The following is a 20,945-nucleotide window of genomic DNA, read 5'->3' on the forward strand; positions in this document are numbered from 1 at the left end:
CTAAAAACTCAGCGACGACACGACCCGCACCCGCTGGCCCGGATCGAGCTTCTGCACGCCGAGGGCGACGATCTTGTCGCCCTCCTCGACACCGCCCGTGATGACGACGTCCTTGCTCTCGTAGGACTTCACCGCCACCGGCTTGAGCGTGACGCCGCCGTTGTCGTCGACGACATAGAAGGACGGCTTGCCGCCTTCGTTGAACAGCGCCGACAGCGGCAGCCGGGCGACGCGCTCGGTCGCGGCGTCAGACAGCGTCAGCGTCGCAGTCATGCCGAGCGCGACCTTGTCGTCGGCCTCGGGCAGCGAGAACTTTGCCAGATAGGTGCGCGTGGCCGGGTCGGCCGCCGGCGCGATCTCGCGCAGCTTGGCCGCATACTTCTTGTTCGGCTCGGACCAAAGAGTGACGCTGGCGACGCCCGACTTGGCGCGTCCGACCAGCGTCTCAGGGATCGCGACGACCGCTTCCTTTTCGGCAAAGCGGGCGACACGGATCGAGGCCTGGCCCGCGGCAACCACCTGGCCGGGCTCGATCAGCGTTGCGGTGACGACGCCTCGGGCGTCGGCGTTGAGCGTCGCGTAGGAAAGGGAGTTCTTGGTCAGTTCGACCGAGCGCTCGGCCCGGTTCAGGCGCGCACGGGCCTCGTCGGCGGCGGCGCGACTCGAATCCAGTTGCGCATCGGTGGTCCAGCCCTTGGCCTTCAGGTCCTTGGCGCGCTGCTCGGCGGCGGCGGCCTGGGCCAGCACACCGGTCGCGGCAGTCTGCTCGGCGACGGCCTGCTCGGCCTGAAGCTTCAGGTCGACCTCGTCGAGGGTGGCCAATGGCTGGCCGACTTCGACGGTCTGGCCGACCTCGACCAGGCGCTTGGCAACCTTGCCGGCGACGCGGAAGCCGAGATCGCTCTCGATCCGCGGCCTGATGGTGCCGACGAAGCTGCGCTCCGGCGTCTCCGCACTATAATGCGCGGTCGCAACCAAAACCGGCCGCGGCGGCTCCGCCTTCTCGGCAACAGTATCATTGCACCCGGCCAGGGCTGCGGCCATCAGAGCCAGCGACACACCCGCCAAGAGCCTGGAATAGCTGGATAAAACCGACCGGACGAACATCGAAGGACACTCCTGCATCTCGATTTGAGGAATGTCGACTAATCACTGACGAAAGTCAATAATCGTCAGTCATCAGGAAAGCGTGATCGTTAAGCGGTGGTAAGGATTGGGACGGCCATGTTGCGAAGGTGCGCTTGTAGGGCGGGCAACGCGGAGCGTGCCCCCCCAACCCGGCCAGCGTAGGGAGATGGTGGGCACGGCGCGCAAGGGCACGCGCCTTTGCCCTCCCTATAAGGCTTACAAGGCTAGTGCCCCTACCGCCCCTGCTCGGCGAACTCGTGCTTGCTGTCGTGGCCGCCGACGAAGACCAAAATGCCGGCGATCAGGGGCAGCACGGCGAGGACGAGCAGACCGGTCGAGGTCTGGCCTGTGGCTTCCTTGACCCAGCCGATCAGATAGGGCCCGCCGAAACCGGCGAGATTGCCGATCGAGTTGATCAGGGCGATCGCGCCCGCCGCCGCCGTGCCGGACAGCCAGGCGGTCGGCAACGTCCAGAACACCCCGAAGCAGCAGAACACGCCGATCGCGGCGACCGTCAGCGCCACCATCGTCAGGGTGGGATCTGAGAGAGAGGAGGAGATGCCGAGAGCGACGGCTGTGAGCAGCAGCGGTGCGCCGACATGCATGACGCGCTCGCGACTCGCATCCGAATGCCTCGCCCACAGGACCATGGCAATGGTGCCGAACAGATAGGGGATTGCGGTGACGAAACCGGTCTGCGCGTTGGTGAGGCCGAACGCCTTGACGATCTGCGGCAACCAGAACTGCATGCCATACAGCGCGCCGACGAAGCCGAAATAGATCAGGCTAAGCGCGATCACCTTCGGCGAGGACAGCGCCTCGCCCAGCGACAAGTGCTTCACCGCCTGCTTTGCCGCGATCTCCGAATCGAGTTTCGCCTTCAGCCAGGCCTTTTGCTCGGCCGAGAGCCAGTCCGCCTTCTCCGGTCTGTCGGTGAGATAGAACCAGGTGACGATGCCGAGCAGCACGGAAGGAACGCCCTCGATGATGAACAGCCACTGCCAGCCCTTCAGCCCCATCATGCCGTCGAGCCCGAGCAGCAGGCCCGAGATCGGCGCGCCGATCACGGTCGAGACCGGAACGGCGATGGCGAAGGCCGCGAGGAAGCGGGCGCGATATTGGGCCGGATACCAATAGGTGAGATAGAGGATGATTCCGGGGAAAAAGCCGGCCTCGGCGACGCCGAGCAGGAAGCGCAGCACGTAGAAGCTCGTCACGCCGCTGACCATCGCCATCAGGGCCGAGATGATGCCCCAGGTCACCATGATGCGAGCGATCCAGCGGCTCGCGCCGAATTTTTCCAGCGCAAGGTTGCTCGGCACCTCGAAGATGAAATAGCCGATGAAGAAGATGCCGGCGCCCCAGGAGAAGATCAGCGGCGTGAACTTCAGCTCCGCATTCATGGTCAGCGCGGCGAAGCCGAGATTGACGCGGTCGAGATAGGAGAAGAAGTAGGCCAGCACCAGGAACGGAATCAGGCGCCAGGAGATGGCGCGGATGGTCGAGGTCTCGATGTCGCTCTTGCTGGCGCTGTTGGCACCGCCGGCAGCACCGGCATAGGTGGTCTGGCTCATGGCTTCCCCCCCGGGTTGTTGCTTTTCTAGGGCTGGGTGGCGGTTTTGAGCATCGCGGGCAAAGAGTCAATGGAGCGAGCAATGCGCGGGGCGCAGCCGGATCAACCTGTTGCGCCGCTCCTGACATCGCTGATCCGCGCCGCCCTCGCCGCGATGGTGATCGTCTGCGGGCTGTGCTTGCGCTGGTACGGCTTTCCGCTCGGGCTTCCGGCCTTCGTGGTGAAATATGGCGGCTCGCTCTTGTGGGCCACGATGGTGTTCTTGCTGGTCGGGGTTGTGCTGCCGAGGCTGTCGCGGATGCAGATTGCGGCCATCGCGGTGGTAATTGCGGTCATCGTGGAATTCTCCCGGCTGGTGCACACGCCATGGCTCGATGCGTTCCGGCTGACAGCGGCCGGCGCGTTGCTGCTCGGTCGCATATTCTCGCTGTGGAATCTGGTCGCCTACCTCATCGGTATCGTCGTCGGCATCTGGCTCGACAGCCGCGTCGCGAGAAACCGGATTCAGCACCAGCCAAACACGCTCAATTCGCAACAGGCCGCGTCGACCCGCGAATGATCAGTTCCGTCGGCACGGTGAGACCACGGCCGCGCTCGATCTCGTCGCCGCGCATACGCTCGAGCAGCATGGTCGCGGCATGGCGGCCCATCGCCGCGAGATCCCACGCAATCGCCGTAATCGGCGGCGTATGCAGTTCGGCGAGATCCGAATCGCTGCCGGCCACCACCGAAATCCCGTCCCCGACCGCGATGCCCATCGTTCGCAGCGCTCTCAGGCAACCGCCGAGCATGTCCATCGCCGCGACGAAGAGCGCCGTCGGGGGATCGGCAAGGCTCATCAGCGACGCCGTCGCCCGATAGGCTTCTTCACTCGAGAGCACATTGTCGCGCAGCAGCCTCGGATCCGGCATGACGCCCGCCGCCGCATAGGCCTCACGAAGTCCCTCGAGGCGACTGCGCGACGGGAAGGCCTTGGTGTCGCCGACAAGCACGGCAATTCGCCGGTGCCCAAGGCCGAGCAGATGGCTCGTAGCGAGGCGCGCGCCCTGGCGATGATCGGCTGTGACGCGATCCAGCGCCTCGATACGATTCCGGTCGATGAGCAGGACCGGCATCGGCGCCTCCGACAGCGCTTCGCGCACGTCGCGATGCTGCTCATCGCTCAGCGTCATCATCACGCCATCCACCCGGCGCCTGCGGAAAGCGCTCAACAGGGCGATCTCGACTTCGGGACGATTGGTCGTGCTCGCCAGCAGCAAGGTGTATCTGGCCTCACGCAGGACCGCTTCGGCCTCCTTGATGAACAGCGCGAAGCGCGGGATGTCGAAATCACGAATGGCGCAGGCGACGAGCCGCGACCGGCCCGCGCGCATGCTCTGGGCCGTGACGTCGACCTCATAGCCGAGATGCGCCATCGCCCTTTCGACGCGCTCGCGCAGCTCCCTGGTCACCGTAGGATGATCGTTGAGCACACGAGATACCGTGCCGACCGCGACGCCGGCCTCCCGGGCGACGTCCCTGACCTTCACGGTTTGCGATCGGCGAGCCTGCGCGGGCATAGCACTATATGAACCGGTTCACGCTCCCTGGCAAGGCAGCCTCACCGACATTTGCCGTTCGATTGAGCAATCTGCTCAACAATTGCTTCCGGTGATCGCCCCGCAAATGAACCGGTTCATTGACTCCCGCGTCGAACTCAGCACAATGGCGGCGGTGGGAAGTCGCGCGAGGAGACCTCGCCCTCCATCGGAATCGGACGGGTCGGAGACAGGAGACAGCTCAGCCATGCAGCAGCCCAAGATCGCCTTCGTTGGATTTGGCGAGGCCGCGCAATGCTTCGCAAAGCATCTCGCGACCCAGACCCGAGCGCGGATCGTCGCATTCTGTCAGGGCAAGACGAACGCGCCGCCCTACTCTCGGGCTTTTCGTGCGGTGGCGGCGGATTGTGGCGTCACGCTCGCCGACCGGCTCGAGGACCTCACGGACGCGGACGTGATCTTTTCCGCCGTCGTCGTTGCCGTCGCGGCTGAGACGGGTGAGGCCATTTCGAAGATCGTCCGTCCCGGCTGTCTCGTGGTGGACATCAACGCTGCGACCCCGCGAACGAAGAAGCGTGTCGCCGAAGCCGTCGAGGCGCGCGGCGGCCTGTTCGCAGATGCGAATCTGATGGGATCGGTCGACCTCTACGGCGCTGCGGTCCCGCTCTACACATCCGGCAGCGGCGCCGCACGCTTCGCGGACACCTTCAAACCACTCGGCTTCCGCATCGAGGTGGCCGGTCCCGAAGCCGGGACCGCAGCGGCCGTGAAAATGCTGCGGAGCGTGGTGACGAAAGGCATGGAAGCGCTGCTGGTCGAGGCGCTGACCGCCGCGACGCTCGCCGGCGTGCGCGACGAAACCATGCGCGGGCTATGCGCCTCGATGGATGCCACCACGTTCAGCAAGTTCCTGGACATGTGCGTCCGCTCCGACGTGCTGCATGCCGAACGCCGTGCCGTGGAAATGGACGGCGTGGCAGCGGGCCTGCGCGAATTGGGCTTTGATCCCGTCATGACGACTGCCACGGCGGCGCGCTTGAAGGTCTCCGCGCGCCTGGGCCTGCGGGAGGAATTCGCGGAACGCTCTAGCTACTCGGCCGACGAGGTGCTGGACCGATACGCTCATATCGTGTCCGGAGCCTCGGCCGAGCTCGAAGACAGGCCGTAGACCGGACGACGACGACGCTCACTCCGAGAGCTGAAACCGCTCGAAGCGATCGAGCTCGTCCTCGATCACACGCTTGAGCTCCTTGCGCCCCGCGGTCTTCCTCCCCTGCCCGACCCAGGTCCATTTCTGCATCACGAGCTTCTTCGCCTGCCGGTCGGTCTTGAGATCGAGGGCGGCAACGATCTCGTCTCCGACCAGCACGGGCAGCGCGAAGTAGCCGAGCTTGCGCTTGGCCTTCGGCACGTAGGCTTCGAACAGATGGTTGTAGCCGAAGATGAGATTGGTGCGCTTGCGCTGGATGATCAGGGGATCGAACGGCGAAAGAATGTGGACGAGATCGGGCGGCGGCCCTTCGCCGCCAGCCTCCAGCGCTGCGGGCGAGGTCCAATGCTCCTGTTTGCCGGCGCCCTCGAGCGTAACAGGCACGAGCTCGCCGCGGCGGACGCGCGAGGCGATCAGGCGCGCGACCGGCTTCTTGCTCGGCGCGTCGAGATGGCAGATCGAATCGAGACTGACCACGCCCTGCGAGCGCAGCGCGCGGTCGAGCAGATAGGCCGTGATCTCCCTTGCCGATGCCGGCCTCGGCAGCTTGTCCCAGCCGAAATGACGGTTCATCAGCTCATAGGTCTTGAGCATGCCCTGGCGCTCGCTGATGGTGACGGCGCCGGTATAGAAGGCGAGTTGCAACGCGCGCTTCGACGGCTTGCGGCTCTGCCAGAGGTGCTCCTTTTCGACGAGCACGTCATCCTCGATGTCGCGGATCGTCAGCGGGCCGGCACGCAGCAGTCGCATCACCTTGCGCGTGTCGGCCGGCTTCACCGAGCCAAACCATCTGTGTCCCTCGCGCCGGTGCTCGCGCATCGCCGGCAGGAAGAAGCGGAAGTCGGCGGCCGGCACGTAGGAGAGCGCGTGCGTCCAATATTCGAACACGCTCTTGTCGACGCTGTGGGCCTGGCGAAGATCGGCGCGACGGTAGGACGGGATCCTGCTGAACAGGATGTGGTGATGGCAGCGCTCGATGACGTTGATGGTGTCGATCTGCACATAGCCGAGATGAGCCGTCGCGTCGGCGACGGCCTGCGCGCCCTCCCCGAACGGCTCGCGCACGTCGAGCCGCTGGGCATGCAGCCAGATCTGCCGGGCCTGTTTGGTCGAGAGCGGAAGTGGTTTCGGGGCGCGGAGCATTGCGGAATGCAATGTAGCCGGATTCGCCGCGAGGCAAAGAAGCAGCACCACGAAAAAGCCGCGCTGCCATCTGCTGCCAGCGCGGCCATCACGTCCGGGATCGCGGGAGCCTACTTCATCGCCATCGCCTTCTCGGCGCTCATATAATGCTTGCAGGCGCCGCGCATGTTGCCTTTGCTCATGTCGGAATTGGCCGCGGCCATCGACTTCCTCGCTGCGATCTTGCCCGGCGTGTCTTCGCCGCCCATCCCGGCAACGAGCTTGGCCATATTTGCACTGGTGCACGCCATCTTGGCGGCGGATGCGGGGGACAGCGCAAGCGCCACGAATGCCGTCGCGAGCAACAGGGTCTTCATCAATCTTCTCCTCCAGAAAGGGCAGCCGGCCTGATGCCGGCCACCACAACTGCCATTCTTCAACGGCAAGTTTTTCAGGGAGAAGACATTTCGTTGCTGCCCTGCCGAATCAGCCCGCTCTCGACGTGCGGCTTTTGGGCGCTCCCCCGACGCTCTTTCGACGATCAGGAACGGGGGTTTCCGGGGGTTCCAGTTCCGCCTCAAGCCGCAGACGATCGAACCAGATCGGGGTCTCCGCGGGCAATTTCGAATGTGAGGAAGATCACATCGAGGCTTTTGAACCTCCCCTAGGCTCGCAGCATCAAATCGCCATCAGGCGTAGCAGCGAGGATTCGACAATGATCCGTCTTGATAAGTCTTTTGCATTGAAGGCGATTACCCTTTCCGCAGCCCTGTCGATGACGGCGGGACTGGCCCTGGCTGGCGACAACAATGTCTCCACCGACAAGATCCTGGACGCACTGAAGCCCAAGCCGGCAACCCGTGGCCTGTCCGTCGGTCCGCAGGCCGACACGACCGCGCAAGCCAAGGAAGCGACCTTCCTGAACACCGTGCGCAACCGCTCGACCCGGTCGCTCTCGACGAGCGAGCGCGAGCAGATCGCCGAGTTAGCTGCGACCAAGCCGAAGATCGATCTGGAGATCCAGTTCGATTACAACTCGGCCGACATCGCCAAGACGTCGGTGGCATCGGTGCAGGCGCTCGGCAAGGCGCTGTCCGATCCGGCGCTGAAGGGCTCGACCTTCGTGGTCGCCGGCCACACCGACGCGACCGGCGGCGAAGAGTACAATCAAGGGCTCTCCGAACGGCGCGCCGACACCATTAAGAAATACCTGGTGCAGAACTACGGCCTCAACGGCACCGATCTCGTCACCGTCGGCTACGGCGAGACCAAGCTGAAGGATGCCGCCAACGGCACCGACGCGATCAACCGCCGCGTCCAGGTCGTGAACATGGACACCAAGACCGCAGCGAAGTAACGCGCGATCGTGGCGCAAGAGACACACCGCCTGCCGCAACCCGGCAGGCGGCGATGTCATATCCAGCTTTGAAACAGCATCAGGCGGCCGAAGGTTCGCATGGACGTGCCGATGAAGGCGGCGGAGATCGGCAGCATCACCGCAAAGCCGGCCGCAGCGACGCCGACATAGGCCCACAGCAGCCAGCGCGGCAGCCCCTCCCGGCGCAGCACATAGACCAGCGCCAGCGACGCCGCGGTCGCGGCCGGCAGGTAGTAGTAGATGAAGCCCAGGGTACGCGGCAGCAACGCCCAGGCGAGCCAGGGACCGAAATAGAATGCCGCGATCAGGAATGCATCCCACCGCCGCGCCAGGATGAAATCCCGCAACACGATGACCAGCGCGATCAGAGCCGGCCAGAGCACCAGCGGATTGCCAAGAAAGACGATCGCAGCGACGTTGTCATCTCCCGTCTTGTCGAACAGGAACCACACCGGGCGCGCGAGCAACGGCCAGGACGGCCATGCGCTCATATAGGTGTGGCCGGCGATGGCCGTCGTGGCGTTGTCGGCGAAGATCCGCCGCTGCGCCTCGATCAGATCCGGCAGCGACACGCCATGGAACGGGACGAAAGCGGCAAGGTAGGTCACCATCGGCAAGACGACGAAGCAGAGCGCGACATGATGCAGCCTCAAGCCGGGCCACAGCTCCGGCCGATACCAGTCGTCCGGCCTCGCGTCGGCGAACAGCGTACGCCAGCCCTGCATCAGGCGGATCACCGCAACGATGACGATGCAGACGCCAAGCGGAAACAGGCCGCTCCATTTGCAGGCTGCAGCAAGTCCGAACAGAGCTCCTGCCGCGGCAAACAAGGCATGCGGCCGCTCTCTTCGAAAACCATGCATGAAGGCGGCGGTCGCAAGCAGGCCGAAGCCGAGCGCAAAGATGTCGAGCATCGCGATGCGCGCCTGCACGTACAGCATCTGGTTGAACGCCGCAATCAGCGCCGCGGCGATCGCGGGCCCTTGCGCGGAGAACAGCGCGAGCCCGCACAGATAGATTGCAACGATCGCCAATGCGCCGAACAACGTCGCGGGGTAACGCCAGCCAAGCGCGTTGTCGCCGAGGGCTGCGATCGATGCCGCGATCAGCTCCTTGGCGAGCGGCGGATGCATCGGATTGAGCATCGGTTGCGACATCACGGGCGCCAGCATCTGCCGCGCCGCCGGGACGTAATGCACCTCGTCGAAGACGAATTTTTCCGGCGTGGTGAGACCGATCAGCAGCGCCAGATGCGCAACCAGGAAAATCGCGACAGCAAGCACTGCGCTCCGCGACAGTTTTGGAACTGCGAACGCCTCGAACGGCTGCTGTTGAGATATCTTGCGTGGCAAATTTGCGTCACCGCGGACAAAAACAAGGATCGTCGTTTTCATTGAACGCATTCTGCCGCAACTGTCACTAAGCATAGCGCACGTCCCGCGCCGCTTGTGATAATTACGCCACATCGCAAGCGAGCGCGATCCGGTACGATCAGGGACACATCGATCGGTTGCGAAATGAATTTGCGTTTTTGGCTTTTCTCCATCCTCTTGTCGGCCGCATTGTGCGCCGGCTCTAGCGCTCAGGGGCAGACTCGCGTCGGCGAAGCCGTCGTGATCCAGAACGAGGTCGTGCGCGTGGCCGCGACCACGACGCCGATCAATGTCGGCGACAGCATGCTGCGCGACGAGACCGTGCGGACCGGCGCCGACAGCGCGGCGCGTTTCGTGATGGCGGACAGCACCAATCTGTCGCTCGGCCCGAGCGCCACGCTGAAGCTCGACCGCACCGTCTTCAACGACGAGCGCAGCTATCGCGACGTCGCGATCCACATGACCACCGGCGCCTTCCGCTTCGTCACCGGGCGTTCCGACAAAGCCGCTTACAAGATCACGACGCCGCTTGCGACCATCGGTGTGCGCGGCACCACGCTCGACATCCTCTCGCAACGCGGGCGCTCCGTGGTCGTGCTTCAGGACGGCGCGGCCAGCGTCTGCACCAAGAGCTCCCAGTGCGTGCAGCTCACCCAGCCAGGCGACACCGCGATCATCACCTCGACCGGCGGCAAGGTGAGCATCACCAAGTCCAATACGCCGCCCTGGACGTTTGCCGCCAATTGCGCCGCGAGTGCCGGACTGTGTGCGGTCAACCAGTACGCCGGCGCCTCGCCGACCATCATGCCTGCCGTCCAGGACGACGGCATGCTGTGCGGGCGTTGACGATGACGAAATACCGCTTCCAGCGCCTCATCCTCATCGGCGTGCTCACCGCATTGGCCGCGTTTGCGCTTGTCGCCTCGGGGGCCCGTCCGGCGGCTGCGCAGACGTCGGAGTGCGGGTCCGAGTGCGGCGAGCCGACGCCTTATCCATCGCCGACCTACTCGCCCTCGCCAGCGCCCTCCCCGAGTCCTGCGCCTTCCCCGAGTCCTGCGCCCTCACCAAGCCCTGCACCCTCACCGTCGCCGAGCCCGTATCCTTCTCCCAGCCCATATCCGTCGCCGAGCCCGACACCGACCGGCGCGGCTTCCAGCGGCAATTCGATCGGCGGCCTCGCCAACCAGCGCTTCAATCAGATGATCACCAACCGGGTGCTCGGCACGGTGCTGCTCGGCGTCAACGAGCAGATCAATTGCGGCGACTGCATCAGCGCATTCGGCTCGGCCGGCTCGTTCTCGGCCGGCATCCACGGCCGCAAGGCGCTGACCAACAATCTGTCGCTGCTCGCCGGCATCGCCTACACGCATTACGACGAGGGCGGCTACAAGATCACGAGCGCACCGATCGGCGCTTTCGCGTTGCGCTATGACTTTACCGATTGGGGCTCGTCGCGGCCGTTCTTCGACGTCGGCACGATCCTGACGCCATGGGAGAAGGCGCGCTACACGCGCAGCTACGATACCAGTCTCGGCCCGGTGAGCGTGACCAGCTCGACCAACGCCTCGAACTACGCCGTCTACGGTCGCGCCGGCTGGATAGGTCGCCTCTCGCCACGCGACGAGGTCGCGGCCTCGATCGAGGTCTGGCAGCTCTGGCAGCGCGTCTCCGGCTATAGCGAGAGTACGGTGGCTTTCAATCCATTCGACGCCAGCATCGCTGATGGCACCGACCGCACCAGCCTCGTCAAGATCGGCGGCCAGTGGACGCATCTCTTCGGCAGCAGCATCGAGACAAACATCAATGGCGGCTGGGTGCAGTCGTTTGCGAGCCATAGCGGCATCGTCGCCACCGTGACCGGCAACGGCACGGTGGTGCCGACCATGGGCAACCAGGGCTGGTTCGAATATGGCGGTCGCCTCGGCTTCCGCGTGCAAAAGGGCTGGATCGTGGATCTCTTCGCCAACGGCACGTTGGGCCCGCAGCCGGTCGGGAACACGATCCACGGCGGCGTCGGGCTGCGGATCAATTATTAGGACGGAGATCTCGCCGCAAATCCGCCGTCATGTCCCGCGAAGGCGGGACATCCAGTACGCCGCAGCCCATCCGCTCAATCACTGCCGTCTCGGAGTACTGGATCGCCCGGTCGAACCGGGCGATGACAATGAGCATGTGGCAGGAGCTTGTGACCTCACGCCGCCGACTTGCCCTCGAACGCACGACGCAACACGTCGACGTCCAGCTTCACCATCTTCATCATGGCCTGCATCGCGCGCGCGGCCGCTGCCTTGTCCGGGCTCGACAGGAACTCGAACATCACTTTCGGCACCACCTGCCAGGCCACGCCCCAGCGATCCCGGAGCCAGCCGCACTGCTCTTCCTTGCCGCCGCGGGCGAGGAACGCGTTCCAGACGCTGTCGACCTGGGCCTGGTCGTCGCAATGGATCATCAGCGAGATCGCGTGAGTGTACTCCATCTTCATGCCGCCATTGAGCGCAACCAGCGGCTGTCCGGCCACCGTGAACTCGACGACGAGCACGGAGCCTTCCTTGCCGGAGGGGCCATCCGAAACGTTGCGCTGGACGTGCGTGATCTCCGAGTTCGGAACCAGCGAGACGTAGAATTTTGCAGCGTCCTCGGCATCGCCGTTGAACCACATGCAGGGCACGAGCTTGGACATCGTGAATGCTCCTCTTCAGATCTTCTGAGCTCGGATCAGGCGTTCGCCATCTCGGGCTGCAGAGGGGCAGCCGCGAGATCCATCCAGTTCACACCCCACATATGGCCGTCGGGATCCTCGAAGCTGCGGCCGTACATGAAGCTGTATTCGTCCTTCGGACCGGGATCGGCCACGCCGCCCGCCGCCGCGGCCTTGCCGACGATATCGTCGACGTCGCTGCGACTGTCCGCGGACAGGCAGAACAGCGCCTGGTTCGAGGTCCTGGCGTCCGCGATTGGCTTCGGCGTGAACTGTCGGAATTTGTCGTGGGTCAGCAGCATGACGAAAATGGTCTCGGAAAAGACCATGCAGCTCGCGGTCTCGTCGCTGAATTGCGGATTGTTGACCGCACCGACCGCCTCATAAAAGGCGGTCGCGCGCTTGAGGTCGGTCACCGGCAGGTTGACGAAGATCATCTTGGGCATCGGAAGCTCCTCGGGTGGGTCTGCCCAAGGACGGACGGCCAGGCCGCCATCCGACACCGCTTCCAACTAATTTTTTTCGGACCCCGATCTGCGGGGTTCTGTCGCACCGAACCCCGCAGCGCCGAGTTACTTCTTCTCGTTGGGATCGCGGTGCACCGGGTCGATCCACAGCACGGTCTCGGGCTTCTCCACCGGCTCGATGTCGAGGTTGATCGCCACCGCCTCGCCGTCGCTGCGCACCAGCACACATTCCAGCACCTCGTCCGGGCTGGCGTTGATCTCCTGGTGCGGCACGTAGGGCGGAACGAAAATGAAGTCGCCCGGGCCGGCTTCCGCGGTGAATTGCAGGCTCTCGCCCCAACGCATCCGCGCCTTCCCCTTCACCACATAGATGACGCTTTCGAGATGGCCGTGATGATGCGCGCCAGTCTTGGCATCCGGCTTGATGCTGACCGTGCCCGCCCACAATTTCTGCGCGCCGACGCGTGCGAAATTGATGGCGGCCGCGCGGTCCATGCCAGCCGTCGAGGGCACGTTCGTGTCGAGCTGGTTACCCGGAATGACGCGCACGCCGTCATGCTTCCAGCGATCATGATCGTGATCGTGGTCATGGTGGGAATGCGAGTGGTCATGGCCGGTCATGGGACTTGCTTTCTGTTGGTTCCGTACGCGGCAAACTAACCCAAAGCCGCAGCCGCAAGCCATACCAAAAATGGAACCCTCGTAGCCGCTCGGTGTTGTCATCGCGAGCAAACCGAGAGGAGAATTTCATGGGCAGCACCACTGACAAGATCAAGGGCACCGCGAACGAGGCGATCGGCAAGGCCAAGCAGGGCATCGGCGAAGCCACCGGGTCCGATCGCATGAAGGGCGAAGGCGTGGTCCAGGAAGTCAAGGGCAAGGGCCAGCAGGCCATGGGCGACGCCAAGGACGCCGCGAAGGAAGCGATGGATCGCGCTGCTGCTGCCGCAAAGCGCGCAGCGGAGTGACGCGCTTAGAGCTGAAAGCGAAAAGACCGGCCGAAAGGCCGGTCTTCTTATTTGTCCAGACATTCGGGGGCGGCGCGCAGTGCCGACCCCGGAGTGACGGCTACGCCGTCACTTCACCGCGAGCAATTCCACGTCGAACATCAGGGTCGCGTTCGGCGGGATCACGCCGCCGGCGCCGCGCGCGCCATAGCCGAGCTGCGGCGGGATGATCAGCGTGCGCTTGCCGCCGACCTTCATCGAGGCAACGCCCTCGTCCCAGCCGGCGATGACGCGGCCCTTGCCGATCGGGAATTCGAACGGCTCCTTGCGATCGACAGAGGAGTCGAATTTCTTGCCCTTCTGGCCGTTCTCATAGAGCCAGCCGGTATAGTGCATCACGCAGATCTGACCGGGCTGCGGCGAGGCACCGGTGCCGACGGTGGAGTCGATGATCTGCAGGCCTGAAGCTGTGGTCATGGTCTTTCCTGCGGTCTGGGCCGAGGCCGTGGTGGAAACGAAATCGGACACGCCACCGATCACGGTGATCGCGAGTGCCGACATGATAGCGAGGAGCATGCGCTGAAAACGCTGCATAGGGCACCTTCCATTAGAGGCGGGAGGTGTCTAACCCAACGCCGTCGCCGTTTCCACCCCTTTAGACCTCGATATTTTCCAGTCGTACCGGCAGCTTGCGGATGCGCTGACCGGTGGCGTGATAGATCGCGTTGCAGATCGCGGCGTTGGTGCCGACATTGGCAAGCTCGCCGAGACCCTTTGCGCCCACCGGGTTGATGTGATCGTCCTGCTCGGAGAGCATGATGACCTCGACGCCGGGCACATCGGCATTCACGGGCACGAGATAGTCGGCAAGATTGTCGTTGACGTAGCGCGCATTGCGCTCGTCGATCTCGGTGGCCTCCAGCAGCGCCGAGGACATGCCCCAGATCAGGCCGCCCATCAGCTGGCTTCGCGCGGTGCGCGGATTCATGATCCTGCCTGCCGCGAATGCGCCGACCAGCCGGGGGCAACGGATTTCGTGCGTGAAGCGGTTGATGCGGACCTCGACGAACTCGGCGCCGAAGGCGTAGGCGATCTTGTCCTTCATTTGGTGACCGCCGACGAACCGAGGCTGCCCGGCATGCAAGGCCTTGAACGAGTCGAGCGGTGCGCCTTCCGGCTTCCACTCGCCATATTCCTCGACCACGCCGACACCGAGCGCATCGAACGCCTTCTCGATATCGAGCGGACGGTCGCCCTTCGTCGCCTGGGTCGACGGCGCCGGGCTGATGCCGACAGTCTCCTTGGCCTTGTCGGCGAGGCTGTCGCTCGGCCTCACCGCTTTGAACAGGCGCTGCCGGATCTGATCGCACACCATCATCACCACGGAGCAGGTGCTGGCGGTCGAGTTGGAGCCGCCGGCAACCGGCGCGGGCGGCAGGTCGCTGTCGCCGATGAAGACCGCCACTTTTTCAAGCGGCACGCCGAGCCGCTCGGCCGCCGTCTGGGCGATGACGGTATAGGCGCCGGTGCCGATCTCGTGGCCGGCGATCTCGACACGGGTGCGGCCATCGCGCTGGAGGCGCACGCGCGCGGCGGACGGCGCCATCTGCGTCGGATAGCAGGTGGCGGCACAGCCGTAACCGACCAGCCAATCCCCGTCTGACATCGATCTTGCCTGCGGCGTCCGCTGCGACCAGCCGAACGCCTTGGCGGCTTCGTCAAAGCACGCCATCAGCGACCGCGACGTGTAGGGCTTGCCGCCAATGGGCTCGGTGGTGGTGTCGTTGATGCGACGGAGCTCGACCGGATCCATGTTGAGCTTCACGGCGAGTTCGTCCATCGCGCTTTCCAGCGCGAACAGATAGGGCACTTCCGGCGGCGAGCGCATGAAGCCGGGCGTGTTACGGTCGGCGCGCACGATCGACACCAGGCTTTCGACATTCGGGCACGCATAGAGCCGCGTCGTGGTCTTGGTGCCGCCGACGCAATAGGCGTCGGGCCGCGAGGAGATTTCCGCTCCCTCATGCCTCAAGGCGACCAGCTTGCCATCCCGGCTCGCACCGAGCTTGATCTCGTGCCGCGTCTCGGCGCGGTAGGTCGCGATGGTAAAGCCCTGGTCGCGGGTCGGGACCAGCTTGACCGGACGGCTCAGGCGCTTGGCAATGCCGGCGATGATGGCGGTGCGCGGCGTCATCGAGCCGCGCGAGCCAAAGCCGCCGCCGACATAGGGATTGACCACGCGCACCTTGTCGGCGTCGATGCCGAGTTGCTCGGCCACGCCGTTCTTCAGGCCATAGACATACTGACTGCCCTCGTAGATGACGAGATTGTCGCCCATCCAGACGCAGCTGGTCGTGAACAGCTCCATCGGATTGTGGTGCTGCGTCGGCGTGTCGTAGGACGCGGTGAGCTTGACCTCGGCCGCATCGAAGGCCTTGGCGAAGTCGCCGACCTCGGGATCTTCCTTGAACTGCGCGTTCTGTCCCTTTGCGGCTGCCGTGGTCGTTCCCGGCGATTCGAAGCTGGCGCTCGGCGCCGTCGCCGTATAGCTGACCTTGACGCGATTGGCGGCCTCGCGCGCCGCCTCGTAGCTCTCCGCGATGACCACAGCGATGATCTGGCCGTCATGCGCGATCTCGGCCGATTTCAGCGGCTGGATCGTGGTGCCGGCATAGCCGCCATTGCTGAACAGTTTCGTTTCCTTCAGCTTCGGGGCGTTCTCGTGCGTGATGATGTCTATCACGCCGCGGACGCCTCTAGCGTCGTCGAGATCGAAGCGGTCGATGCGGCCCTTGGCGATAGCGCTGGTGACCAGGAACGCATAGGCCGGATTGTCCAGCGGCATGTCGGAGGCGTAGGTCGCACGCCCCGTGACCTTTGCGGCGGCATCGTAGCGCGGCACGGGCTGCCCCATATTCGCCTTCGGCTCGAGAGCTGCAGCGGTCATGATCAGATCTCCATCGTTGCGGCCTGCTGAAGCGCGCGTGCCACCACGCGCCTGCCGAGCCCGATCTTGAAGCTGTTGTGCCGACGGCCACGGGCGTCCGCAAAGGCGGCATCGGCCACGCGCCGTGCCAGCGCTTCGTCGAACTTCTGTCCCTTCAATAGCGCCTCCGCCTCGCGCGCCCGCCACGGCACGGTGGCGACACCGCCGAGCGCGACGCGTGCGTCCCTGATCGTGCCGTCCTGCACGTCGAGCGCGATCGCAGCCGAGGACAGCGCGAATTCGTAGGATTGCCGGTCGCGCGCCTTGAGATACACCGAACGGGGCCACCGGCCCTGGATCGAGAAGGCCGAGATCAGCTCCCCGGGCTGAAGCGTGGTCTCGATCTCGGGCGTGCTGCCCGGTGCCTTGTGCAGCTGCGCGAACGGTATGCCGCGCGTGCCGGCCTTGCCCGTGATCTCGACCACGGCATCGAGTGCGATCAGCGCCTGCGCGAAATCGCCGGGATAGGTCGCGATGCACTGGTCGGAGACGCCGAGCACCGCATGCATGCGATTGACGCCGTCCATCGCGGCACAGCCGGAGCCGGGATTGCGCTTGTTGCAGTTCTCATAGGAGACATCGCGAAAGTAGTTGCAACGCGTCCGCTGCATCACGTTGCCGCCGAGCGTCGCCATGTTGCGCAGCTGAGCGCTGGCGGCGAGCTTCAGCGAATCCGCGATCACGGGATAGCTGCGCTGGATCTCGGCATGCGCGGCCACGTCGGACATCCTTGCGAGCGCGCCGAGCCGCAAGCTTCCGCCGCCTGGCTCGATCGCCGACCAGGCGTGGGCCAGCGGATTGATATCGACGATTGCGGCGGGCCGCATCACGTCGAGCTTCATCAAATCGATCAGCGCGGTGCCGCCGGCAAGCGGCTGTGCCGCCGCCTTCGTCAGCGGATCGTTGGCGGCACCGGCGGCGAGCGCCCGCACGGCCATATCGGGGTCTGATGCTCTCTGATACGAAAACGGTCGCATGCGCCTAGCCTTTCATGATCTCGGGTGCTGCCTGCTTCACGGCAGCGACGATGTTGGGATAGGCAGCGCAGCGGCAGATGTTGCCGCTCATATACTCGCGGATGTCGGCCTCGCTCCCCGCGTGTCCCTCCTTCACGCAGGCCACGGCAGACATGATCTGGCCGGGCGTGCAGTAGCCGCACTGGAACGCATCGTTGTCGACGAAGGCCTGCTGCATGGGATGCAGGCGGTCGTCGGTGGCCAGACCCTCGATCGTCGTGATCTCCTGCCCCTCGGCTGCGAGCGCCAGCGTCAGGCACGACACCACGCGGCGATCATCGATCAGTACCGTGCAAGCACCGCACTGGCCGTGGTCGCAGCCCTTCTTGCTGCCGGTGAGTTTGAGATGTTCACGCAGCGCATCGAGCACCGTGGTGCGCGCGTCGATGAGCAGGCGCTTGTCCTTGCCGTTGACGCGCAGCGTGACCTCAACGGGAAGTGACGGATCCCGCGCGACGGGCACATTCGCATCCTGCGCAGCCGCGCGCGCCGTCATCGGAACCAGCGCAGTTCCGGCAGCACCGGCCATAAAGGCGCGGCGATCGAATGTCGATGTTCTGGAACTTGATTTGTCGGACATGGGCCGGCCTCCGCCGCTATCTGCAAGAGCAGCGCACACCTGCACCGCTCATCGCCCCCTTAACCTTGAGCAATGAGCGCAGTTCCGAATGAGAAAGGGCGGCGCAGTAAATACCGCGCCGCCCTTCGTCAACTTTTCCTGATCTTTTCGCGCGGCCCCCGCTGCGAGCTCAATAACCCAGCGCGCAGCCGTCCTTGCGCGGATCGGACCCGCCGGTGAGCGTGCCCTTGTCCCAGTCGATCCAGATGGCCTGGGCGCCGCCGAGCGGGCCGACCACGCTGGTGGTCTTGTGGCCAAGCTTCTTCAAGCCTTCGACGATCGCAGCCGGCACGCTGTCCTCGAGCTGATACTGGCCCTCGTAGTGCAGGCCGCGCGGCATGTCGATCGCCTCCTGCACGTCGCAGCCATAGTCGAGGATGTTGGTCAAGACATGGGTCTGGCCGGTCGGCTGATACTGGCCGCCCATCACCGCGAACGGCATCACGGAGCGTCCACCCTTGGTGAGCAGGCTCGGCATGATCGTATGCAACGGACGTTTGCCGCCTTCGATGCAGTTGGGGTGACCCGGCTGGATGCGGAAGCCGCCGGCGCGATTCTGGAACAAGACGCCGGTCTTGTTCGACACGATGGCGGAACCAAAGGAGTGCGCGATCGAGTTGATGAACGAGCAGACGTTGCGGTCCTTGTCCACGACCGTGATGTAGATGGTCGAAGGGTTCATCGGCGGCGCGACATTCGGCAGGTCGAGCATGCCGTCCATGCGGATCTTGGCGATGTGCTCGTCGCAGAACTCCTTGGCGAGTATCTTGGCGACCTCGGTCTGCATATGGTCGGGATCGGCGACATGCACCTCGCGCTGCATGTAGGCGATGCGTGCGGCCTCGGCTTCGAGATGGAAACGCTCGATGCTGAGCGGCGCGAACTTGGTCAGATCGAACCGCGACAGGATATTGAGCATCAGCAGCATGGTGAGGCCCGGTCCGTTCGGCGGGCACTGCCAGACGTCGTAGCCCTTGTACATGGTGCCGATCGGCGTCGTCACCTCAGTGGTATGCGCGGCAAAATCGTCGAGCGTATGCAGGCCACCGATGCCCCTAAGGGTCTCGACCATATCCTCCGCGATCGCGCCCTTGTAGAAGGCGTCGCGGCCGTCCTTGGCGATCGCGCGCAGGGTCTTGCCGAGCTCGGCCTGGCGAATGACGTCGCCGGCCACCGGCGGCTTGCCGCCCGGCAGAAGGTAGCGCACGGTGTTGGTGCCATTCTTCAGCTTCTCGAACTGGTTCTTCCAGTCGAAGGCGATGCGGGGCGCGACGACGTAGCCTTCCTCGGCCGCCTTGATCGCGGGCTGAAGCAGCCGGTCGAAGCCGAACTTGCCGTGGTCGCGCAGGACCGTCGCGAAGGCATCGATCACGCCTGGAATCGAGACCGCATGCGCCGAGGTCAGCGGCACGGAGTTGATCTTGCGCTCGAGATACCAATCGGCGTTCGCCGCCTTGGGCGCACGGCCGGAGCCGTTGTAGGCGATGATCTTGCCCTCGCCGCGCGGCTGGATCAGCGCAAAACAGTCCCCGCCGATGCCGGTCGATTGCGGCTCGATCACGCCGAGCAGGGCAGAGGCGGCAACGGCCGCGTCGACTGCCGTGCCGCCATCGCGCAGCACCTCGATCGCCGCGAGCGAGGCTTGCGGATGCGAGGTCGCAACCATCGCGTTGGTGGCATGGACCGTGGACCTGCCGGGGAAATGGAAGTTTCTCATCGAATTTCTTGCTCTCTTGGCCGTGGGCGCGAGTGGCGCGCCATCTCGAAAACCGCGTCTACATGACACATTCCGGCCCGGCGGGGCAATGCTGGCATACCAGGAAAATGGCTGCCATCTGCTGGGCGTATGGAGTTTTCGACGCCGGCAGCCATGCGGGTTCTCCGGATGGCTGCCGCCTGCTAAACGAGCCGCCATGTCTGATCTGAATTCGGCGACCAAGGTCGCGGCCTTCTATCAATTCGTCGCCCTCCCCGATTACCGCGAACTGCGCGAGCCGCTGCGCGCGTTCTGCGCCGGCCTCGGGCTGAAGGGCAGCGTGCTGCTGGCGCAGGAGGGCATCAACGGCACGGTCGCCGGTGCACCGGAGGCGATCGATGCCTTCACCCATGAACTCGCACACGGCGACATGTTCGGCGGCAGGCTCAACAATCTCGAATTGAAATTCTCGACCGCGGAGGCGATGCCGTTCGGGCGGCTCAAAGTGCGGCTGAAGAAGGAGATCGTCACGCTCGGTGACGAGACTGCCGATCCGACCCGCCAGGTCGGCACCTATGTCGATGCCACCGAGTGGAATGCGCTGATTGCGAAGCCCGACACGCTGCTGCTCGACACCCGCAACGCCTTCGAAGTGGCCATGGGGACGTTCGAGGGCGCGGTCGACCCCGGCATCAAGAGCTTCGGCCAGTTCAGGGACTTCGCCGCGATTGAGCTTAATCCGGCCAAACACCGCAGGATTGCGATGTTCTGCACCGGCGGAATTCGCTGCGAGAAGGCGAGCGCCCATCTGCTCGCGCGTGGCTTTACCGAGGTCTATCACCTCAAAGGCGGCATCCTGAGATATCTGGAAGAGGTGCCGGAGGCTGAGAGCCGCTGGCGCGGCGAATGCTTCGTGTTCGACGAGCGCGTGGCGCTCGGCCACGGTTTGCGGGAACGGGACAAGGGACACTGCCGTGACGAATGAGATCAAGGCGCTGAGCGAGCGCATCGACACTTTGGAGACGCGCCTCGCCTATCAGGACGACACGATCGAGACGTTGAACCAGACCATCACCGCACAGTGGAAGCAGATCGACAGGCTGACGCGGCAGATCACCGAGCTCAATACTCGGCTGCAGGAGGCCGAAGCGAATGCGCCGGGGCCTGCCAACGAGCCTCCGCCGCACTATTGAG

At 64.6% G+C, this 20,945-nt stretch carries 22 protein-coding genes; 8 read left to right on the top strand and 14 right to left on the bottom strand.

What is annotated here, in order from left to right; genetic code table 11:
- Both H1B27_RS21110 and H1B27_RS21115 read right to left on the bottom strand, forming a co-directional pair.
- A complete protein-coding gene (locus tag H1B27_RS21110) occupies positions 1-1,107 on the bottom strand; it encodes an efflux RND transporter periplasmic adaptor subunit (protein WP_197967382.1) in 1,107 nt (368 codons plus the stop codon).
- Between the two features lie 254 nt (positions 1,108-1,361).
- A complete protein-coding gene (locus H1B27_RS21115; protein ID WP_197967383.1) occupies positions 1,362-2,702 on the bottom strand; it encodes an MFS transporter in 1,341 nt (446 codons plus the stop codon).
- A gap of 81 nt (positions 2,703-2,783) precedes the next feature.
- Between H1B27_RS21115 and H1B27_RS21120 the strand changes: the two genes are divergently transcribed.
- The gene (locus H1B27_RS21120) at positions 2,784-3,260 is read left to right on the top strand and encodes a ribosomal maturation YjgA family protein (RefSeq protein WP_197967384.1); all 477 of its coding nucleotides are present in this window, start codon (positions 2,784-2,786) and stop codon (positions 3,258-3,260) included.
- Here the strand turns inward: H1B27_RS21120 and H1B27_RS21125 are convergent.
- Positions 3,226-4,230 carry a LacI family DNA-binding transcriptional regulator gene (locus H1B27_RS21125; protein WP_311976966.1) on the bottom strand — a complete coding sequence of 335 codons (1,005 nt, stop codon included), beginning with the start codon at positions 4,228-4,230 and terminating at the stop codon, positions 3,226-3,228. The genes H1B27_RS21120 and H1B27_RS21125 overlap by 35 nt on opposite strands.
- 256 nt (positions 4,231-4,486) lie before the next feature.
- On the opposite strand from H1B27_RS21125, the gene H1B27_RS21130 reads away from it, so the two are divergent.
- On the top strand, positions 4,487-5,407 hold the full coding sequence (locus H1B27_RS21130) for an NAD(P)-dependent oxidoreductase (RefSeq protein WP_197967386.1): 921 nt from the start codon (positions 4,487-4,489) through the stop codon (positions 5,405-5,407).
- An 18-nt stretch (positions 5,408-5,425) separates the two neighbouring features.
- Here H1B27_RS21130 and H1B27_RS21135 read toward each other — a convergent pair whose 3' ends face one another.
- Positions 5,426-6,592, bottom strand: a complete 1,167-nt coding sequence (locus H1B27_RS21135) for a winged helix-turn-helix domain-containing protein (protein ID WP_197967387.1) — start codon at positions 6,590-6,592, stop codon at positions 5,426-5,428.
- A gap of 110 nt (positions 6,593-6,702) precedes the next feature.
- Positions 6,703-6,948: a hypothetical protein gene (locus H1B27_RS21140; protein WP_131866094.1), complete on the bottom strand. Its 246-nt coding sequence runs from the start codon at positions 6,946-6,948 to the stop codon at positions 6,703-6,705.
- Between the two features lie 338 nt (positions 6,949-7,286).
- Between H1B27_RS21140 and H1B27_RS21145 the strand changes: the two genes are divergently transcribed.
- Complete coding sequence (locus H1B27_RS21145) at positions 7,287-7,928, top strand: OmpA family protein (protein WP_197967388.1); 642 nt, start codon at positions 7,287-7,289, stop codon at positions 7,926-7,928.
- Between the two features lie 56 nt (positions 7,929-7,984).
- Here H1B27_RS21145 and H1B27_RS21150 read toward each other — a convergent pair whose 3' ends face one another.
- Entirely contained in the window at positions 7,985-9,415 is a 1,431-nt protein-coding gene (locus tag H1B27_RS21150) for a phospholipid carrier-dependent glycosyltransferase (protein WP_197967389.1), read from the bottom strand.
- Between the two features lie 51 nt (positions 9,416-9,466).
- On the opposite strand from H1B27_RS21150, the gene H1B27_RS21155 reads away from it, so the two are divergent.
- Positions 9,467-10,168 carry a FecR family protein gene (locus H1B27_RS21155; protein ID WP_197967390.1) on the top strand — a complete coding sequence of 234 codons (702 nt, stop codon included), beginning with the start codon at positions 9,467-9,469 and terminating at the stop codon, positions 10,166-10,168.
- Positions 10,169-10,170: 2 nt separating this feature from the next.
- Positions 10,171-11,358 carry a hypothetical protein gene (locus tag H1B27_RS21160; RefSeq protein ID WP_197967391.1) on the top strand — a complete coding sequence of 396 codons (1,188 nt, stop codon included), beginning with the start codon at positions 10,171-10,173 and terminating at the stop codon, positions 11,356-11,358.
- 155 nt (positions 11,359-11,513) lie between these two features.
- On the opposite strand, the gene H1B27_RS21165 is transcribed toward H1B27_RS21160, so the two are convergent.
- From H1B27_RS21165 to H1B27_RS21175, 3 genes are all read right to left on the bottom strand, one after another.
- The gene (locus tag H1B27_RS21165; protein WP_197967392.1) at positions 11,514-12,002 is read right to left on the bottom strand and encodes a VOC family protein; all 489 of its coding nucleotides are present in this window, start codon (positions 12,000-12,002) and stop codon (positions 11,514-11,516) included.
- A gap of 35 nt (positions 12,003-12,037) precedes the next feature.
- Entirely contained in the window at positions 12,038-12,466 is a 429-nt protein-coding gene (locus tag H1B27_RS21170; protein WP_197967393.1) for a VOC family protein, read from the bottom strand.
- A gap of 126 nt (positions 12,467-12,592) precedes the next feature.
- On the bottom strand, positions 12,593-13,108 hold the full coding sequence (locus H1B27_RS21175) for a cupin domain-containing protein (protein WP_197967394.1): 516 nt from the start codon (positions 13,106-13,108) through the stop codon (positions 12,593-12,595).
- A gap of 128 nt (positions 13,109-13,236) precedes the next feature.
- Between H1B27_RS21175 and H1B27_RS21180 the strand changes: the two genes are divergently transcribed.
- A complete protein-coding gene (locus H1B27_RS21180) occupies positions 13,237-13,455 on the top strand; it encodes a CsbD family protein (RefSeq protein ID WP_028179717.1) in 219 nt (72 codons plus the stop codon).
- Positions 13,456-13,563: 108 nt separating this feature from the next.
- Here the strand turns inward: H1B27_RS21180 and H1B27_RS21185 are convergent, their stop codons facing one another.
- The 5 genes from H1B27_RS21185 to ggt form a co-directional block, all read right to left on the bottom strand.
- On the bottom strand, positions 13,564-14,028 hold the full coding sequence (locus tag H1B27_RS21185) for an FKBP-type peptidyl-prolyl cis-trans isomerase (protein WP_061878596.1): 465 nt from the start codon (positions 14,026-14,028) through the stop codon (positions 13,564-13,566).
- A 61-nt stretch (positions 14,029-14,089) separates the two neighbouring features.
- A complete protein-coding gene (locus H1B27_RS21190) occupies positions 14,090-16,381 on the bottom strand; it encodes a xanthine dehydrogenase family protein molybdopterin-binding subunit (protein WP_197967395.1) in 2,292 nt (763 codons plus the stop codon).
- 2 nt (positions 16,382-16,383) lie between these two features.
- On the bottom strand, positions 16,384-17,397 hold the full coding sequence (locus tag H1B27_RS21195; protein ID WP_197967396.1) for an FAD binding domain-containing protein: 1,014 nt from the start codon (positions 17,395-17,397) through the stop codon (positions 16,384-16,386).
- A gap of 4 nt (positions 17,398-17,401) precedes the next feature.
- Positions 17,402-18,016 carry a (2Fe-2S)-binding protein gene (locus H1B27_RS21200; RefSeq protein ID WP_061878599.1) on the bottom strand — a complete coding sequence of 205 codons (615 nt, stop codon included), beginning with the start codon at positions 18,014-18,016 and terminating at the stop codon, positions 17,402-17,404.
- 169 nt (positions 18,017-18,185) lie between these two features.
- A complete protein-coding gene (gene ggt, locus H1B27_RS21205) occupies positions 18,186-19,772 on the bottom strand; it encodes a gamma-glutamyltransferase (RefSeq protein WP_061878600.1) in 1,587 nt (528 codons plus the stop codon).
- Between the two features lie 196 nt (positions 19,773-19,968).
- Here ggt and trhO point away from each other — a divergent pair, with 196 nt between their 5' ends.
- Together trhO and H1B27_RS21215 are read left to right on the top strand one after the other, a co-directional pair.
- The gene (gene trhO, locus H1B27_RS21210; RefSeq protein ID WP_197967397.1) at positions 19,969-20,736 is read left to right on the top strand and encodes an oxygen-dependent tRNA uridine(34) hydroxylase TrhO; all 768 of its coding nucleotides are present in this window, start codon (positions 19,969-19,971) and stop codon (positions 20,734-20,736) included.
- Positions 20,726-20,944, top strand: coding sequence for a SlyX family protein (locus H1B27_RS21215; RefSeq protein ID WP_197967398.1), 219 nt, complete (start codon positions 20,726-20,728; stop codon positions 20,942-20,944). Before trhO ends, H1B27_RS21215 begins: the two co-directional genes overlap by 11 nt.
- Position 20,945 lies beyond the last annotated feature (1 nt).

The organism is Bradyrhizobium diversitatis, assembly GCF_016031635.1.
GTDB classification, from domain to species: Bacteria; Pseudomonadota; Alphaproteobacteria; order Rhizobiales; family Xanthobacteraceae; genus Bradyrhizobium; species Bradyrhizobium diversitatis.

Coding starts and splice junctions, on each gene's coding strand:
- H1B27_RS21110 (WP_197967382.1), bottom strand. CDS start 1,107: ATGTTCGTCCGGTCGGTTTTATCCAGCTATTCCAGGCTCTTGGCGGGT.
- H1B27_RS21115 (WP_197967383.1), bottom strand. CDS start 2,702: ATGAGCCAGACCACCTATGCCGGTGCTGCCGGCGGTGCCAACAGCGCC.
- H1B27_RS21120 (WP_197967384.1), top strand. CDS start 2,784: ATGCGCGGGGCGCAGCCGGATCAACCTGTTGCGCCGCTCCTGACATCG.
- H1B27_RS21130 (WP_197967386.1), top strand. CDS start 4,487: ATGCAGCAGCCCAAGATCGCCTTCGTTGGATTTGGCGAGGCCGCGCAA.
- H1B27_RS21135 (WP_197967387.1), bottom strand. CDS start 6,592: ATGCTCCGCGCCCCGAAACCACTTCCGCTCTCGACCAAACAGGCCCGG.
- H1B27_RS21140 (WP_131866094.1), bottom strand. CDS start 6,948: ATGAAGACCCTGTTGCTCGCGACGGCATTCGTGGCGCTTGCGCTGTCC.
- H1B27_RS21145 (WP_197967388.1), top strand. CDS start 7,287: ATGATCCGTCTTGATAAGTCTTTTGCATTGAAGGCGATTACCCTTTCC.
- H1B27_RS21150 (WP_197967389.1), bottom strand. CDS start 9,415: ATGTGGCGTAATTATCACAAGCGGCGCGGGACGTGCGCTATGCTTAGT.
- H1B27_RS21155 (WP_197967390.1), top strand. CDS start 9,467: ATGAATTTGCGTTTTTGGCTTTTCTCCATCCTCTTGTCGGCCGCATTG.
- H1B27_RS21160 (WP_197967391.1), top strand. CDS start 10,171: ATGACGAAATACCGCTTCCAGCGCCTCATCCTCATCGGCGTGCTCACC.
- H1B27_RS21165 (WP_197967392.1), bottom strand. CDS start 12,002: ATGTCCAAGCTCGTGCCCTGCATGTGGTTCAACGGCGATGCCGAGGAC.
- H1B27_RS21170 (WP_197967393.1), bottom strand. CDS start 12,466: ATGCCCAAGATGATCTTCGTCAACCTGCCGGTGACCGACCTCAAGCGC.
- H1B27_RS21175 (WP_197967394.1), bottom strand. CDS start 13,108: ATGACCGGCCATGACCACTCGCATTCCCACCATGACCACGATCACGAT.
- H1B27_RS21180 (WP_028179717.1), top strand. CDS start 13,237: ATGGGCAGCACCACTGACAAGATCAAGGGCACCGCGAACGAGGCGATC.
- H1B27_RS21185 (WP_061878596.1), bottom strand. CDS start 14,028: ATGCAGCGTTTTCAGCGCATGCTCCTCGCTATCATGTCGGCACTCGCG.
- H1B27_RS21190 (WP_197967395.1), bottom strand. CDS start 16,381: ATGACCGCTGCAGCTCTCGAGCCGAAGGCGAATATGGGGCAGCCCGTG.
- H1B27_RS21195 (WP_197967396.1), bottom strand. CDS start 17,397: ATGCGACCGTTTTCGTATCAGAGAGCATCAGACCCCGATATGGCCGTG.
- H1B27_RS21200 (WP_061878599.1), bottom strand. CDS start 18,016: ATGTCCGACAAATCAAGTTCCAGAACATCGACATTCGATCGCCGCGCC.
- ggt (WP_061878600.1), bottom strand. CDS start 19,772: ATGAGAAACTTCCATTTCCCCGGCAGGTCCACGGTCCATGCCACCAAC.
- trhO (WP_197967397.1), top strand. CDS start 19,969: ATGTCTGATCTGAATTCGGCGACCAAGGTCGCGGCCTTCTATCAATTC.